The sequence below is a fragment of the Pedobacter sp. NJ-S-72 genome (assembly GCF_053890575.1).
In genome coordinates this window covers 1886242-1900777 of record NZ_CM132681.1, presented here as the reverse complement: position 1 = coordinate 1900777, position 14536 = coordinate 1886242, and the positions used below count along the sequence as shown (strand labels likewise).

The 14536-nt window shown below is 39.8% G+C and carries 22 protein-coding genes; all 22 read left to right on the top strand.

What is annotated here, in order from left to right:
* Window positions 1-331 precede the first annotated feature (331 nt).
* Entirely contained in the window at window positions 332-787 is a 456-nt protein-coding gene (locus tag ACWYN3_RS12615) for a hypothetical protein (protein ID WP_456221461.1), read from the top strand.
* Between the two features lie 10 nt (window positions 788-797).
* Window positions 798-1268, top strand: a complete 471-nt coding sequence (locus tag ACWYN3_RS12610; protein ID WP_456221460.1) for a family 43 glycosylhydrolase — start codon at window positions 798-800, stop codon at window positions 1266-1268.
* Entirely contained in the window at window positions 1249-1839 is a 591-nt protein-coding gene (locus ACWYN3_RS12605; protein ID WP_456221459.1) for a lipocalin-like domain-containing protein, read from the top strand. The genes ACWYN3_RS12610 and ACWYN3_RS12605 overlap by 20 nt, the downstream gene beginning before the upstream one ends.
* 36 nt (window positions 1840-1875) lie before the next feature.
* Window positions 1876-3279, top strand: a complete 1404-nt coding sequence (locus ACWYN3_RS12600; protein WP_456221458.1) for a TonB-dependent receptor plug domain-containing protein — start codon at window positions 1876-1878, stop codon at window positions 3277-3279.
* Between the two features lie 193 nt (window positions 3280-3472).
* Window positions 3473-4303, top strand: a complete 831-nt coding sequence (locus tag ACWYN3_RS12595) for a TonB-dependent receptor domain-containing protein (RefSeq protein WP_456221457.1) — start codon at window positions 3473-3475, stop codon at window positions 4301-4303.
* Complete coding sequence (locus tag ACWYN3_RS12590) at window positions 4245-4778, top strand: hypothetical protein (RefSeq protein WP_456221456.1); 534 nt, start codon at window positions 4245-4247, stop codon at window positions 4776-4778. The genes ACWYN3_RS12595 and ACWYN3_RS12590 overlap by 59 nt, the downstream gene beginning before the upstream one ends.
* 2 nt (window positions 4779-4780) lie before the next feature.
* Window positions 4781-4957, top strand: a complete 177-nt coding sequence (locus ACWYN3_RS12585; RefSeq protein WP_456221455.1) for a hypothetical protein — start codon at window positions 4781-4783, stop codon at window positions 4955-4957.
* Window positions 4958-4975: 18 nt separating this feature from the next.
* Window positions 4976-5296: a hypothetical protein gene (locus ACWYN3_RS12580; protein WP_456221454.1), complete on the top strand. Its 321-nt coding sequence runs from the start codon at window positions 4976-4978 to the stop codon at window positions 5294-5296.
* Window positions 5269-6276, top strand: a complete 1008-nt coding sequence (locus ACWYN3_RS12575) for a RagB/SusD family nutrient uptake outer membrane protein (protein ID WP_456221453.1) — start codon at window positions 5269-5271, stop codon at window positions 6274-6276. The genes ACWYN3_RS12580 and ACWYN3_RS12575 overlap by 28 nt, the downstream gene beginning before the upstream one ends.
* Window positions 6273-6533 (top strand): RagB/SusD family nutrient uptake outer membrane protein, encoded by a 261-nt coding sequence (locus tag ACWYN3_RS12570; RefSeq protein ID WP_456222985.1) that lies wholly within the window; start codon window positions 6273-6275, stop codon window positions 6531-6533. Before ACWYN3_RS12575 ends, ACWYN3_RS12570 begins: the two co-directional genes overlap by 4 nt.
* 24 nt (window positions 6534-6557) lie before the next feature.
* Entirely contained in the window at window positions 6558-6782 is a 225-nt protein-coding gene (locus ACWYN3_RS12565; protein WP_456221452.1) for a hypothetical protein, read from the top strand.
* A gap of 125 nt (window positions 6783-6907) precedes the next feature.
* A complete protein-coding gene (locus tag ACWYN3_RS12560; protein WP_456221451.1) occupies window positions 6908-7297 on the top strand; it encodes a hypothetical protein in 390 nt (129 codons plus the stop codon).
* A 7-nt stretch (window positions 7298-7304) separates the two neighbouring features.
* On the top strand, window positions 7305-8111 hold the full coding sequence (locus ACWYN3_RS12555) for an alpha-L-arabinofuranosidase C-terminal domain-containing protein (protein WP_456221450.1): 807 nt from the start codon (window positions 7305-7307) through the stop codon (window positions 8109-8111).
* A gap of 8 nt (window positions 8112-8119) precedes the next feature.
* Window positions 8120-9103 carry a glycoside hydrolase family 43 protein gene (locus tag ACWYN3_RS12550; RefSeq protein WP_456221449.1) on the top strand — a complete coding sequence of 328 codons (984 nt, stop codon included), beginning with the start codon at window positions 8120-8122 and terminating at the stop codon, window positions 9101-9103.
* Window position 9104: 1 nt separating this feature from the next.
* Complete coding sequence (locus ACWYN3_RS12545; RefSeq protein ID WP_456221448.1) at window positions 9105-9290, top strand: hypothetical protein; 186 nt, start codon at window positions 9105-9107, stop codon at window positions 9288-9290.
* Window positions 9291-9325: 35 nt separating this feature from the next.
* Window positions 9326-10297 carry a hypothetical protein gene (locus ACWYN3_RS12540; protein ID WP_456221447.1) on the top strand — a complete coding sequence of 324 codons (972 nt, stop codon included), beginning with the start codon at window positions 9326-9328 and terminating at the stop codon, window positions 10295-10297.
* 16 nt (window positions 10298-10313) lie between these two features.
* Complete coding sequence (locus ACWYN3_RS12535; protein WP_456221446.1) at window positions 10314-10850, top strand: alpha-L-arabinofuranosidase C-terminal domain-containing protein; 537 nt, start codon at window positions 10314-10316, stop codon at window positions 10848-10850.
* The gene (locus tag ACWYN3_RS12530) at window positions 10847-11095 is read left to right on the top strand and encodes a hypothetical protein (RefSeq protein ID WP_456221445.1); all 249 of its coding nucleotides are present in this window, start codon (window positions 10847-10849) and stop codon (window positions 11093-11095) included. The genes ACWYN3_RS12535 and ACWYN3_RS12530 overlap by 4 nt, the downstream gene beginning before the upstream one ends.
* A 6-nt stretch (window positions 11096-11101) precedes the next feature.
* Complete coding sequence (locus ACWYN3_RS12525) at window positions 11102-12112, top strand: family 43 glycosylhydrolase (RefSeq protein ID WP_456221444.1); 1011 nt, start codon at window positions 11102-11104, stop codon at window positions 12110-12112.
* Window positions 12112-12822 carry a beta-L-arabinofuranosidase domain-containing protein gene (locus tag ACWYN3_RS12520; protein WP_456221443.1) on the top strand — a complete coding sequence of 237 codons (711 nt, stop codon included), beginning with the start codon at window positions 12112-12114 and terminating at the stop codon, window positions 12820-12822. The genes ACWYN3_RS12525 and ACWYN3_RS12520 overlap by 1 nt, the downstream gene beginning before the upstream one ends.
* Window positions 12785-13375: a beta-L-arabinofuranosidase domain-containing protein gene (locus ACWYN3_RS12515; protein WP_456222984.1), complete on the top strand. Its 591-nt coding sequence runs from the start codon at window positions 12785-12787 to the stop codon at window positions 13373-13375. Before ACWYN3_RS12520 ends, ACWYN3_RS12515 begins: the two co-directional genes overlap by 38 nt.
* 1 nt (window position 13376) lies before the next feature.
* Complete coding sequence (locus ACWYN3_RS12510) at window positions 13377-14501, top strand: discoidin domain-containing protein (RefSeq protein WP_456221442.1); 1125 nt, start codon at window positions 13377-13379, stop codon at window positions 14499-14501.
* The last annotated feature ends 35 nt before the right edge of the window (window positions 14502-14536 follow it).

The following is a 14536-nucleotide window of genomic DNA, read 5'->3' as shown; positions in this document are numbered from 1 at the left end:
ATTATAAACGTAGTGTAGACATTTATTTTATAAATGTCTATTTGACGATTAATAATTATTTTATACATTCGATTATTAATCAATCAAATTGGTTAGACCAAATATAAATTTTGCAAGAATAGATGAAATCACCCGGTTTGTAATAGACTGTGATTAATCTGGATGTATGCAAATAATTAATCTGTTATGAGCAACTCTACAAAAGCTAAACTCGCTTTAGCAACCATTTTGCTTTGGAATGTAAAAAGACTAAATGTCTTCATTTTCAAATTAAGCAATAGCTCAACGACCGATTATTCAAAATTCTGCAACCAAATATTAATAAATAATTATGAAAATTTTTGTACTCAATAATTGCAGGAAGTATTGCTGGTGTGCGATGGTGCTTGTCTTATTCTCCTCCTGTAAAAAAGGAAATCCTTTTGATAAACTGGGTCAGGCAGCAGTTGCAAATCAGGCAGCAGATTTTGATATTAATAATATTAAAGATACCTACCTGGAACTTACATCCGCTCAGTATAGTTCAATGTGGGGGCCATATAATGTGCATGATCCATCTATTTTTAAGGATGGGGATTGGTTTTATTGTTATAGTACGGATGTGGGGTACGGAATTGCTGTACGTCCGGGTATACAAATCAGAAAATCAAAAGATCTGGTTAACTGGAAGTTTGTTGGTTGGGTATTTAATGGAATACCAGCTATAGGTGATGATTATATAAAAAAAAAAATGAGCTACATCAAACAGTGGTGGTCTTTGGGCACCTTATATTTTAAAAGCAGGTAATGAATACAGATTGTATTATTCATTAGCATCAACAGGTTTTAGGGTAAGTTGTATCGGTTTGGCTACGGCTTCATCTCCTGAAGGACCATGGACAGAAAAAAAAGGGATTGCCGTTAGTTCTTTGACTGCCGGCCCTGGTACCAATGCAATAGATCCGACGGTAGCAGTGACACCTGCTGGCGAGCAATATATGATATATGGATCTGCCTGGGATGGTTTGTTTGAGTTAAAACTCAATCCTGCTACAGGATTGTCAAATACCCCTGGTGATATCGGTGCGCGCATTGTAAGAAGGGGTAAAACAGGAAGTACTTATAATGGTAATCTGGAAGGACCTGAGGTCATCTATAATTCAAACACAAAAATGTACTATCTTTTTGTAGCCTATGACTGGCTTTCAACAAAGTATAATGTAAGAGTTTTTCGTTCTGCAAATCCTACAGGTCCCTTTTTGGACTGGAATGGGCGTAGTGCGTGCTGATTTGCATTTGCAGGAAGATCACGGACCTATGTTATTAGCACCCTATCGCTTTATGAAACATGGCGGTTGGGCAGGCGTCTCTCATCCTTCGGTCTTTCAGGATAATGGACAATTTTATATAGCTACTCAAGGCAGGCCAGGGGTAGATAGAGCATTTATGGTACTACATGTTCGAAAAATGTTCTGGACTCCTGAAGGCTGGCCTATGGTCTCTCCTGAACGCTATGCTAATGTTTCAGAAAATGAAGTGACTACAGCTCAAATCGCTGGTAATTATGAACAGATTGTTTTGGGGTATGTAAAGGTGCCCGGGTATGAAGTTGAACAAGTGGATCCGCAATATTCGGAGGCAGCAAAAACTGTTTTATCTGCTGATGGGAGGATCAATGGCGACGCTAATAATACCTGGTCTTATGCTGCTCCCTGGCTTGAATTAAAATGGGGAGGTGGTGCCTTTATTGATAAACTGCATGTTTCGCGGGAAAGGGACTGGGAGAAAATTGAATCCACAATTGTAATGACTGGATTTAATGGAAGTGGAACGGCCATTTGGTTTAAAAAAACGCCTTAATAAGATCTAACCAACTGTTAATTAAAGAATGATTTTATGAATATTTATATACTTAATAATAGTCTTCGCTACAGCCGGTTTGGGTTGCTGTTGATTGGACTTTTTTTATCGACTGTGGTGCTGGCACAGACATCGCATATCAAAGGAAAAGTCGTAGATGAGAGTGGAGCTGGTTTGCCTGGAGCTACTGTCAGAATTAAAGGAAAAACGGGGGCAACAGCTTCAGATCCTAATGGTAATTTTGCTATACAGGTGATTTCAAATGATGTGCTTGTTATTAATCTTATCGGTTTTACTGCTCAGGAGGTTCCTGTAAACAGTCGCTCTCAGGTTGAAGTTCAACTTAAACCAAGCGTGAAGGAATTAGGAGAGGTCGTAGTGGTAGGATATGGAACCCAGCTTAAAAAAGATTTGACAGGATCTGTCTCCATTGTAAATACTAAAGAGCTGAAAAAGACCTCTGCAAGTGATGTAGGGCAATTGTTACAAGGACGAACCGCCGGGATAGCAGTGACAAATGACGGGCAGCCAGGGGCTTCACCTACTATTCGTATCAGAGGGCTGGCCTCATTTAATAATCAGCAGCCACTGTATGTAGTGGATGGAATTATGCTGGCCAACACCCCTCGTGATTTTAGCCCGAATGATATCGAATCTATGCAGGTTTTGAAAGACGGGACAGCGGCAGCAATTTATGGGGCGGCAGCGGCAAATGGGGTAATTATTATTACCACCAGACAGGGAAAGAAAAATAGCCCGCTGAGTATTGAATACAATACTTATTTTGGAGCAGATAAAATCTGGCAGAAGATACCAGTAGCTAATCGTGTTGGGTATCAGCTACTGAACAACGAATCTCAATTAAATGGTGGGCAGACTGGTGCACCTGCAAATGATCCGACTAGTTCTAAATATATAGGCAGTATTGATACAGACTGGCAAAAGGAAGGACTGAAGACAGGATATCGGATGAACCATAATCTGAATTTCTCTGGCGGTGGTGAAAATTCCACATTTAATGTATCTCTGGATTACTTTAAACAAGGAGGTACTTTTGTCGGGAATGGTCCTGATTATAGCCGGTATACCGGGCGTGTAAATACAACCCAGTCTAAAGGAATTTTCAAATTCGGGCAATCACTGAGTTATACACACTCCAAGGAAAATTCACTGACTTTTCGGGGCGATGTACTTACAGGAGGAAGACCTCCGCTGATTAATGATTTGGTCATTGCCATTCCTACACAATTAGTGTATGATCCAACTATGCCCAATGGCTATGGAGGAACACAATCTGATAAGGAAAGAGCGATTTCTTTAAATGTACCAGCCGTGAACTCTATGTTCACAAACTTTACAGAAGTTGACCGCATTTTTGGTGTGGTGTGGGCAGAAGCACAATTATTGAATTTAAACGGACACAGTCAGTCTGAAATATAAAATCAATGCTGGTTACGATAAAACTGTAGCGCGTGATTTTGCTTTCCAGCCAACATTCGATCTTGGGTTTTTCTTCAAACAAACTGTAAATCGTCTGGACGATAATTCAAGAATATACACAAATGCGTTAGTTGATAATACACTTACCTATGATAAGAAATTTGATAAGCATACATTTAATGCAGTTCTGGGGGTGAGTTACAATAAAAATACTGCTTTAGCCAGATCTGGCCATGCCGAACAACTCGATCCCGATTACCTGGTTTTAGGAAACGGAACAAATAAAACTGTGGATGGTAGTCTCATTCCGTATGCTTTCTTTGGACTTTTTGGAAGGCTAAACTATAATTATGATGATAAATACTTATTGACAGCAAACTTCAGACGGGATGGCTCATCCAGATTTGGTTACGGTTATAAGTATGGTAATTTTCCTGGTGTTTCAGCAGGCTGGAGAATCAGTAAAGAGACATTTATTCAGCTTCCTAAAAAACAGACAGAATTGAAGTTAAGAGGCGGGTATGGTCAGTTGGGGAATGCTAATATTGGTGATTTCAGATATCTGGCGCTGCTTAATCCTAATATTGTATATAATTTCAATGGAAGTAAAGTGATTGGTGGTACACAAACGAATGTGATTGATCCTAATATCCATTGGGAAACAAAAACGACATCAAATGTTGGAATTGACGCGACTTTTTTTGATGGAGCAATCGACCTGACTGCTGAGTATTATAATAATAAAGCCACAGATGCTTTAATTGGTGAACCCATTCCAGCATCCGTTGGTTCTAATGATACTGCACCTTTAACCAATGCAGCGAGTATCAGAAATACAGGTATCGAAATTAATCTTGGCTATCATAATAATAAAGGGGCTTTCACTTACAGTGTCTCAGGTAATTTGAGCACAGTGAAAAACACTTTATTGGCGTTAAGCAGCGGAGAAACCTCACGAATTGTGGGTGGATTTATTAATACGGTCGGGGCAGGAGATCGGTCGTCATTATGGACGTGTAGTTGAAGGAGTTTTCCAGAATACAGATGAGATTAAAAATCATGCATTTCAAAATGCTTTAACTGCTCCCGGTGACTTGAAATTTAAAGATATCAGTGGTCCTGATGGTAAGCCAGATGGTGTAATCAACGATCTTGACCGTACAGATCTGGGTAGCTCTTTACCTAAAGTATATTATGGCTTGAATTTTACAGCTGGATATAAAGGTTTCGATTTCACCTTATTCATGTCTGGTGCTGCTGGTAATCTGATCAATGGATCTTTGTACCGAAGTCTGATGCATACTACTGATTATATCAATTATCATGAAGATGCCATCAACCGGTGGACACCAGCAAATCCAAATAATGAATATCCAAGACTGGTGGCTAATGATCCGAATCAGAACGGAATAGATTCTGATCGGAAAGGCTGGCTGCAAAAAGGAGATTATCTGAGGATAAATACGATTTCTATTGGCTATACGATCCCTAAGCGCTGAAGGTGAAGTGGTTGCAATCAATCAGAGTCTATGCAACTGCACAAAACGTTTATACATTCCAGTATTATAAAGGATACAATCCTGATTTCGCTCAGACCCGTCCCTTCGAACCGGGATATGACCCGGGTTCTTTTCCGACACCCAGAACACTGATGATGGGCTTACAAGCCAGGTTTTAGATTTAAGAAAACAGAGATATGAAAAAAATATTTTGTTATATACTTTTAGGCCTGTTGAGTACAGGTTGTAAAAAGCAACTCGACATACAAAACCCGAATGCCAAAACTATTGATCTTTACTGGAAAACAGCAGACGATGCACAGGCAGGGGTAAATGCGATATATAATAGCCTGATTCAGGATGGTACTTATATGAGGATGTTTCCAGCTCTTACTGATGTACGTGGAGATGATTTTACAGGAGATAGCCCCTGGGGCGATCTGGTACAGGTAGGAAATTTTAGTATTCCATCAAATTCAGGACCTGTACAATGGATTGGGCAGCACATTATCAATTGATCTGGCGTGCAAATCAAGTGATTATCAATGTACCTGCAATAACTATGGATGAGGAATTGAAAAAAAGGATTATTGGGCAAGCACATTTCTTGCGGGGCTTGGCTTTATTCAATTTAGCGAATACTTACAGAGATATTCCCGTTCCATTGGAATTGCCGGTTGATAAGTCAAAATACCGTACACCTACAGCAACGGATGAAGTATTATGGGCGCAAATTTTTAGTGATTTTAAAGCAGCTAAAGACGCACTTCCAATTACTTATTCTGGTTTGAACGGACCAGATGCAGGGCAAACCGGCCGTGCTACCAAAGGGGCTGCAACAGGAATGCTCGGGAAAGCTTACCTGTATAAAAAGAAATGGGTTGAAGCTGCTGCAGAATTTAACGAACTAATAAACGGTGCTCAAAAAGGAAGATATATCCTGATGGCCAATTATAGAGATAACTTTAAAGAGGTGAATAAAAACAATACGGAATCATTGTTTGAAGTCCAATTTGGTCAGCCAGATGCCGTTGGTGGTACGGTTATGAATTATGGAGGTGAGCCGAATGCCAATTGGAAGCAAGTGAGTTCCATAGGCAGAACCTATGCAATGGATGGTTATGGTTATTCGGACTTTCTTCCTACCAGGTGGATTTACAACGAGTTTAAAATAGAAAAAACTAATGATGGTAAAAGTGATCCGAGGTTATTAGCTACTATTGCTTCGTATGAACCAGCGGATAATTCTATTACTGTTTATGGAAATAAATGGCCTTTTGCTTTAACAGCAATCTATCCTAGAAAATACACGCATGACGGTTTAAACTGGCCGGGAAATGATGATCAGGAGAATTCAGGAATCAATAATAGAATACTCAGATATGCAGATGTACTGCTGATGTATGCCGAGACCTTGAACGAAATGGGAAATACCACAGACGCCTATTCTTATATTCAGCAAGTAAGAAGCAGGGCAAATCTGCCTGATCTGATCTGAGTAGCACCAAACCTGGTTTGAATCAAGTTCAAATGAGAGAGCAGCTGGCACATGAACGTGCGCTGGAATTCTCGATTGAATCGGTCAGGATCAATGACATTATCAGATGGGGTTGGTTGTATGACCCGGCTAAGCTGGCAGAGTTGAAAGTGCACGATCCGGATTTTAATACCTGGACCCCAGGAAAAGAATATTTACCAATTCCGCTTTCAGAATTAAATGTTAATCCTAATTTGAAACGTAATCCCGCAAATTAAATTCCTACTATAAATTTTATCACTATGTTCATGAAAAATGTATTTAAAACACTATGTCTATCCCTGTTTATTCTGGGAAATAGTCAGTTGGTGACCGCACAGCAAACTACAGTAATCTTAAGGGCTGACAAACCCTCCGGCCAAATAAGTAAACATATTTACGGACACTTTGCAGAACACTTAGGGCGCTGTATTTATGACGGATTTTATGTAGGAGAGAATTCCAAAATACCGAATACCGAAGGGTAAGAAATGATATTATTGCAGCCTTAAAAAACCTGAATATCCCAAACTTAAGATGGCCAGGTGGTTGTTTTGCAGATAGATATCATTGGAAAGATGGCGTAGGTCCGAAGGATAAGCGACCATCAATTGTGAATACCATGTGGGGTGGTGTAACCGAAGACAATAGTTTTGGTACTCATGATTTTCTGAACATGTGCAAATTATTGGGAACTGAGCCTTATCTGGCTGGTAATACTGGTAGTGGCACAGTACAGGAACTCTCAGATTGGGTACAGTATGTTAATTTTGACGGTAAAAGTCCAATGTCTGACCTTAGAGTGAAAAACGGTCAGGAAAAACCATGGAATGTGAAATTCTGGGGCGTAGGAAATGAAGCATGGGGGTGTGGGGGGAATATGACTCCAGAATATTATGTAGGTGAATATCGTAGGTATGCTACTTTTATGGAAGGTAGAAATCTGTTTAAAATTGCATCTGGTGCCAATGTAGATGAGATGACTATCACTGGACTGGACTGAGACTTTAATGAAAGGGATTCCTTTGCAAATGATGGATGGCATCGCTTTACATCATTACTCTTTTCCAAGCTGGGATAAAAAAGGTCCCGCTGTCGGTTTTACTGAACAGCAGTATTTCGAAACGATGAAAGCTGCATTACGGATGGACGAACTCATTACCAGGCATGCTGCAATTATGGATAAGTATGATCCGAAGAAAAAAATAGCTTTGGTAGTAGATGAGTGGGGTGGATGGTTTGATGTGGAGAATGGGACCAATCCTGGATTTTTATATCAACAGAATACCATGCGTGATGCGATGATTGCCGGAGCTACGCTCAATATTTTTAATAATCATAGCGACCGGGTTAAAATTGCAAATCTAGCACAGTGCGTAAATGTGCTTCAGGCTGTTATTTTGACGAATAAAGAAAAAATGCTTCTCTCACCAACTTATCATGTGATGGAGATGTATAAAGTTCATCAGGATGCTACATTACTTCCTGTAGAAGTGAAAAGCGATGATTATGCGTTAGGCCAGGAAAAATTACCAGCCGTATCTGTATCGGCTTCTAAAGATGCGAAAGGCCTGACTCACATTTCAGCGGTGAATATCAACAAAAACAAAAGTGAGCAAATAGAGATTGTTTTGAGCGGTGGGCAGTACAAATCTGTCCGTGGCAGAATCTTAACTTCAACCCAGGCGGATGATCACAATACCTTTGAAAAACCGGATTTTGTAAAACCTGCTGAATTTAAAGGTGCAAATCTGAAAGCGGGTAAATTAATAATGAAACTTCCACCATTCTCTGTCGTAGTATTGGAATTAGAATAAGCTTGCTGATGAAAAACTTAAAGCAAATATTTCCTAATTATAGTGTTATTCTGATACTGGTTTTAATAGTTTTTTTTACAAGTACTGCGCAAACACAGGTTGTGATTCAGGGAAATCCAATCATTACAGATAAGTATACGGCAGATCCGTCGGCTATGGTTTATCGGAATAAAGTTTATCTCTACGCGGGCCACGACGAGGCTCCAGCTGGGCAGGAACGCTATGTAATGAATGAATGGCTTGTTTATTCTTCAGCAAACATGATAGACTGGACTTCACATCCTGTTCCTTTAAAACCGAAAGATTTTGCCTGGGCCAGTGGCGATGCATGGGCATCACAGGTGGTAGAAAGAAATGGAAAGTTTTACTGGTACGCAGCAGTGGAGCATGGGTCTGTTAAAGGAAAAGCAATTGGTGTAGCCGTAGCTGACAGCCCGCTAGGACCCTTTAAAGATGCCCGTGGCTCAGCCCTGATTACAAATGATATGACTACTGAAACAAAGATAAGCTGGGATGATATTGATCCAAGCATATTTATTGATGATGATGGACAAGCCTATTTGTTCTGGGGAAATACCCAATGTTATTATATAAAACTGAAAGCTAATATGATAGAGCAGGAGGGGGAAATCAAAAAGATAAACCTGCCCAATTATACGGAGGCGCCATGGATACACAAATATAAAGGATGGTATTATTTGTCTTACGCTTACCAGTTCCCCGAAAAGATTGCTTATGCCATGAGCCGGAAAATAACAGGCCCATGGGTTTTCAAAGGGATTCTAAATGAAGTGGCAGGAAATTCTAATACCAATCATCAGGCAATCATTGATTTCAAAGGGAAATCATATTTCATTTATCATAATGGTGCTATTCCTATTGCAGGAGGAAGTTTCAGAAGGTCAGTGTGTATAGACCGTCTTTATTATAATAGTGATGGTACCATGAAACGTATACAAATGACAACAGAAGGTTTAAAAGGAGAAAAATAAGATGTTGAAAAAATATTTTCTTACCGTAATTGCCATCTTCAGTTTACTGAATGTATTGGCACAAAAAAATACAACCATAACTGTTAACCCAGATAAAATCACCGCTAAAGTACAACCTGAAATGTGGGGAGTCTTTTTTGAGGACATCAATATGGGGGCAGATGGGGGTATTTATGCAGAGAGTTGATTAAAAACCGTTCTTTCGAATTTTACAAACCTTTAATGGGTTGGACTATTCAGGGTAGTAAAATGCAGGAAGGTGACTTGCTGGTACTGAATAAAGGTGACAAATATGCTGATAATCCGCGCTATCTCAGGGTTATTTCCAGGGGAACGAATAAGGCAGATTTAAATATTACTAATGAAGGATTTAAAGGAATAGGTGTTAAAAAAGGGCTTTCATATGATTTTTCTGTTTTTTACAGGCAATCTTCTCCTTTGATAAAACTACATGCTGAACTGGTAGACAGTATAGGCAAAGTTTTAGGAAGTGCTGTTCTGGTTCCTGAAGGAAGCGACGGTAAATGGAAGAAACAATCAGTAACTTTCATTGCAAACGAAACCGTGAACAAAGCAAAATTTAATCTATGGTTTGAAGGATCAGGACAGATAGATCTGGATCAGATTTCTCTATTTCCGGGGGATACCTGGAAGAACAGAAAAGGTGGACTTCGGGGAGATATGGTACAATTACTGGCAGATATGAAGCCTGGTTTTATCCGTTTTCCAGGCGGATGTATTGTAGAAGGACATGACCTTTCTACCCGCTATCAGTGGAAAAAAACAATAGGTCCGGTTGAAAACAGGAAACTAATTGTAAACCGCTGGAATTCAGAGTTTGCACATCGTCCTGCACCCGATTACTACCAGACCTTCGGGCTTGGGTTTTATGAATACTTTCAACTTTCGGAAGATATTGGTGCAGAGCCGTTACCTATCCTGAATTGTGGAATGTCCTGCCAGTTTAATACAGCTGAACTTGTGCCGTTGGATGAACTTGATCCTTATATTCAGGATGCATTAGATCTGATTGAATTTGCGAACGGAGATTTGAATACACCATGGGGCAAAGTGAGAGCGGAAATGGGGCATCCTGAACCTTTTCATTTAAAAATGTTGGGTATTGGTAATGAAAATTGGGGCCCGCAGTATTTAGAAAGGCTGGATTTGTTCACCAAAGCTGTTAAAAAGTAAATATCCCCAAATTAAATTGATCAATAGCTCTGGAACTGATCCCGATGGCGCGCGTTTCGATCTGCTCAATACTTCCTTAAGGAAAATGAAAGCAGATATCATTGATGAGCATTATTATCGTTCACCCCAATGGTTTTTAGCGAATGCAAAGCGATATGATAATTACGACAAAAACGGATCTAAAGTATTTGCAGGCGAATATGCTGCACAAAGTGATGGAATTGCTAAACCGACCAATAAGAACAATTGGGAATGTGCTATTGCTGAAGCCGCATTTATGACCGGGCTCGAAAGAAACGCGGCAGTGGTACATATGGCCTCTTATGCACCATTATTTGCAAATGCCGATGGCTGGCAATGGACACCTGATATGATTTGGGTAGATAATTTAACAGTGTATGGTACACCAAATTATTATGTACAGAAATTGTATTCCTTAAATAAGGGAACTGATGTTGTTGATATTCTGAGTGACCAGAAAATAATAATTGCTGGTGAGGAAGGTAAGGTATTTATGCATCTGCTGTATTGGATCAAAATACGAATGAAGTGATTATTAAAATTATTAATGCTTCTTCATCCGCTAAATCAAGGAATATTATGATCAGCGGAAGTAAAGAGATGGCTTCAGGCGGGAAACTTACGCTATTGCAGAATGGGAATCCAGGCGCTGTAAATACTTTCGCAGATGCCGTAAACGTAAGCCCGAAAGAAAAATCAATAATTATTAAGAATAACCAGGCCACATTGGATCTGCAACCTTACTCCTTTAATATTTTAAGGGTTCCTTTTAAGTAAACCAGGATGAAAAAATATTTGATCTTATTTGTGGTTTTTCTAGAAGGATTCTGCTTAAGCGCTCAGGAATACCAATCGGATATCTCTGTCCACGATCCGGTAATGATCCGGCAGAACAATCGGTACTACTTGTTCAGCACGGGCTGGGGCATTAATGTTTGGAGTTCGACTGATATGAAGAGCTGGAAAAAGGAAAAACCTGTTTTTAGCAAAGCACCGGAATGGGCAGTAAAAGACATACCAGCCTTTAAAGGCCATATCTGGGCACCTGATATCTATTTTTACAGTGGGAAATACTACCTATATTACTCTATATCTACTTTTGGGAAAAATACTTCGGCAATAGGAGTGGCCGTTAATCAAACACTGGACCCTGATTCCCCAGATTTTAAATGGATAGATTATGGAAAAGTAATTCAGTCATTCCCGGGAAAAACAAACTGGAATGCTATTGATCCTAATGTAATCAGAGATGAAAATGACGTTCCATGGATGGTCTTTGGTTCATTTTGGGATGGGATAAAACTAGTTCAGCTCAGTAAAGATATGCTGCATATTTCAACGCAGAAAGATATACTACCCACAATTGCCAGCAGAAAGAAAGATCCTGAGGCCCCCAACCCTCCTTCAATAGATGCAAATCCTGTTGATGCCGGGGGAAATGCTATTGAGGCACCATTTCTCTTTAAGAAGAACGGGTACTATTATCTGTTTGCTTCTATAGACTATTGCTGTAAAGGTGAAAAAAGCACGTATAAAATAATTATTGGACGTTCCAGCTCAATTAAAGGCCCTTTTTTTGACCAGAAAAATGTTGAAATGAATAAAGGAGGGGGAACATTGGTACTGGAAGGAAATACTGGCTGGTATGGAGTTGGTCATAACGCTGTCTGCTCTTTTGATGGAGAAGACTACTTGATATTTCATGGTTATGACGCAAAAGATAAAGGAGTGCCAAAACTCAGAATCGAAAAATTAAACTGGCTGAATGGATGGCCGCTTATAGTTGAGAAATAATGAAATTAAAAGAAATAATAACGTTATTGTTCCTGTTCTCTGGTGCCCTTTATGCTCAGAAAAAGGATTATCCGATACAACCAGTGGCTTTCACACAGGTCCATGTAAATGATCAGTTCTGGGCCCCAAAAATGAAGATCAATGCTGATGTTACTATTCCTCATACTTTGCAGCAATGTAAAATGGATGGAAGAATAGATAACTTTTTAAGAGCTTCAAAAACAATTCCCGGAGACAAATTAACCGTTTTTCCGTTTGATGATACTGATATCTATAAGGTGATAGAGGGTGCATCTTATGCAATACAAATGAAAGCCGATCCGGTTATGGAGAAATACATGGACACGCTGATCAGTATTATTGGTGCTGCTCAGGAAAAAGACGGTTACCTCTATACCTTTCGTACAGTCAATGCGGCTGAGCCAAATAAATGGATTGGAAGTAAACGCTGGGAAAAAGAAGAAGAACTTAGTCACGAATTATATAACTCCGGGCACTTATTTGAATCCGCTGCTGCCCATTATCAGGCTACAGGAAAGAAAACTTTATTAAATATAGCATTGAAGAATGCAGACCTTCTGGTTAGAGACTTTGGTTATGGTAAAACTGAGAAATATCCCGGGCATCAGGTGGTGGAAATAGGGCTGGTTAAATTATACAGGATTACAGGCAATACGCAATACCCTTACTCTTGCCAAATTTTTTCTTGATGAACGCGGTCCTAAAGGCAATGCTTATAATCAGGCTCAGGCCAGGGTCGTTGATCAGCATGAAGCAGTCGGGCATGCCGTAAGAGCGGCTTATATGTATACCGGAATGGCTGATGTCGCCGCAATTACAGGGGATAAAAGGTATTTGAAAGCGATTGACGATATCTGGGAAGATGTGGTCAATAAAAAACTCTATATCACCGGAGGAATTGGATCGGTGGGAGAGGGTGAGGCCTTTGGTGAGGCTTATCATTTGCCAAATATGTCTGCTTATGCGGAAACATGTGCGGCAATTGCTAATATTTACTGGAACAGCCGTATGTTCCAGCTACATGGAGACTCGAAATATATAGATGTTTTGGAACGCACTTTATATAATGGTTTGCTATCGGGAGTATCTCTTTCAGGAGACCGCTTTTTTTACCCTAATCCGCTGGCCTCGATGCACCAGCATGAGCGTAGTGGTTGGTTCAGTTTGCCCCTGCTGTATTTCCAATATGACCAGATTCTTACCTTCTGTACCAGGTTACGTGTATGCTCAAAACGAGAATAATTTGTACGTCAACCTTTTTATGGGGAACAATAGTGAGATTCAACTTCCTGTAACTAAAGTGAAAATAGCCCAGGTTACAGCTTATCCCTGGAATGGAAAAGTAGAGATTAAAATAGATCCGGAAGAAAACGCATCATTTACTTTGCATGTACGGATTCCGGGATGGGCTGGTAATGAGCCTGTTCCTGGTACATTGTATAGTTTTATGGATACGAATTCTTCAAAGGTTCTGCTTGCTTTAAATGGTAAGCCGCTCCAATATACTGTAGCTAAAGGTTACGCAGTGATCAAACGTATCTGGAAGAAAGGTGATCAGTTAGTCTTCTCTGTTCCAATGGAAACCAGGAAAGTTTTTGCAAATGAAAAAGTAAAGGAGGATAAAGGTCGTTTCGCTTTTCAACGGGGACCTATTGTTTATTGTCTGGAAGGGCCAGATAATAAGGATAGTGTAGTTCAGGATATTATTGTAGATAAAAATGCTGTATCAACTTCAAACTTTGACCCTGATTTGTTAAATGGAATAGAAGTAATAACTGTAACAGGTTCAGGTACACACAGGCAGCTCAAAAGTAACGAGCTGATCAAAGTTAATCAAACAGTTACCGCAATACCTTATTACGCATGGGCAAACCGGGGAGCTAGTGAAATGACAGTGTGGGTGCCCTATGAAGAATCTGTTTCAAAACCCAGACCTGCTGCAACCATTGCCTCGAAGAGTAAGGTTTCAGGATCATTAAGTAATAAGCAGCTGCTGGCGGCTGTAAAGGATCAATATTTACCAGCAGATGCTAAAGATACTAGTTACCCTTACCTGCATTGGTGGCCTAAAAAGGGTACTAATGAGTTTTTACAATACGATTTCGATCAAGAATATGAAATTTCAGCTTCAAAGGTTTATTGGTTTGATGATACACCATGGGGTGGGGGCCGGATTCCGGATAGTTATAAGGTCCTTTATTTAAGTGGTGGGAATTGGATCCCCGTAGAGGCGACCAACAATTACCTTGTTGAAAAGGATAAATTTAATACGCTACATTTTAAACCTGTAAAAACTAAAGGATTAAGGTTGGAAATACAGCTTCCTAAAGATAATTCTTCGGGAATTCATGAGTGGGTAGTTGAATAAGCCTGCAAACCAATTTTAATGGGTCAAGTGATTTC

Bases quoted from the DNA above. Each gene is read 5' to 3' on its own strand.
- ACWYN3_RS12600 (WP_456221458.1), top strand. From the start codon at position 1,876: ATGAATATTTATATACTTAATAATAGTCTTCGCTACAGCCGGTTTGGG.
- ACWYN3_RS12605 (WP_456221459.1), top strand. From the start codon at position 1,249: ATGGGCGTAGTGCGTGCTGATTTGCATTTGCAGGAAGATCACGGACCT.
- ACWYN3_RS12615 (WP_456221461.1), top strand. From the start codon at position 332: ATGAAAATTTTTGTACTCAATAATTGCAGGAAGTATTGCTGGTGTGCG.
- ACWYN3_RS12525 (WP_456221444.1), top strand. From the start codon at position 11,102: ATGAAAAAATATTTGATCTTATTTGTGGTTTTTCTAGAAGGATTCTGC.
- ACWYN3_RS12545 (WP_456221448.1), top strand. From the start codon at position 9,105: ATGTTGAAAAAATATTTTCTTACCGTAATTGCCATCTTCAGTTTACTG.
- ACWYN3_RS12565 (WP_456221452.1), top strand. From the start codon at position 6,558: ATGTTCATGAAAAATGTATTTAAAACACTATGTCTATCCCTGTTTATT.
- ACWYN3_RS12575 (WP_456221453.1), top strand. From the start codon at position 5,269: ATGGATTGGGCAGCACATTATCAATTGATCTGGCGTGCAAATCAAGTG.
- ACWYN3_RS12555 (WP_456221450.1), top strand. From the start codon at position 7,305: ATGAAAGGGATTCCTTTGCAAATGATGGATGGCATCGCTTTACATCAT.
- ACWYN3_RS12580 (WP_456221454.1), top strand. From the start codon at position 4,976: ATGAAAAAAATATTTTGTTATATACTTTTAGGCCTGTTGAGTACAGGT.
- ACWYN3_RS12520 (WP_456221443.1), top strand. From the start codon at position 12,112: ATGAAATTAAAAGAAATAATAACGTTATTGTTCCTGTTCTCTGGTGCC.
- ACWYN3_RS12550 (WP_456221449.1), top strand. From the start codon at position 8,120: ATGAAAAACTTAAAGCAAATATTTCCTAATTATAGTGTTATTCTGATA.
- ACWYN3_RS12540 (WP_456221447.1), top strand. From the start codon at position 9,326: ATGGGTTGGACTATTCAGGGTAGTAAAATGCAGGAAGGTGACTTGCTG.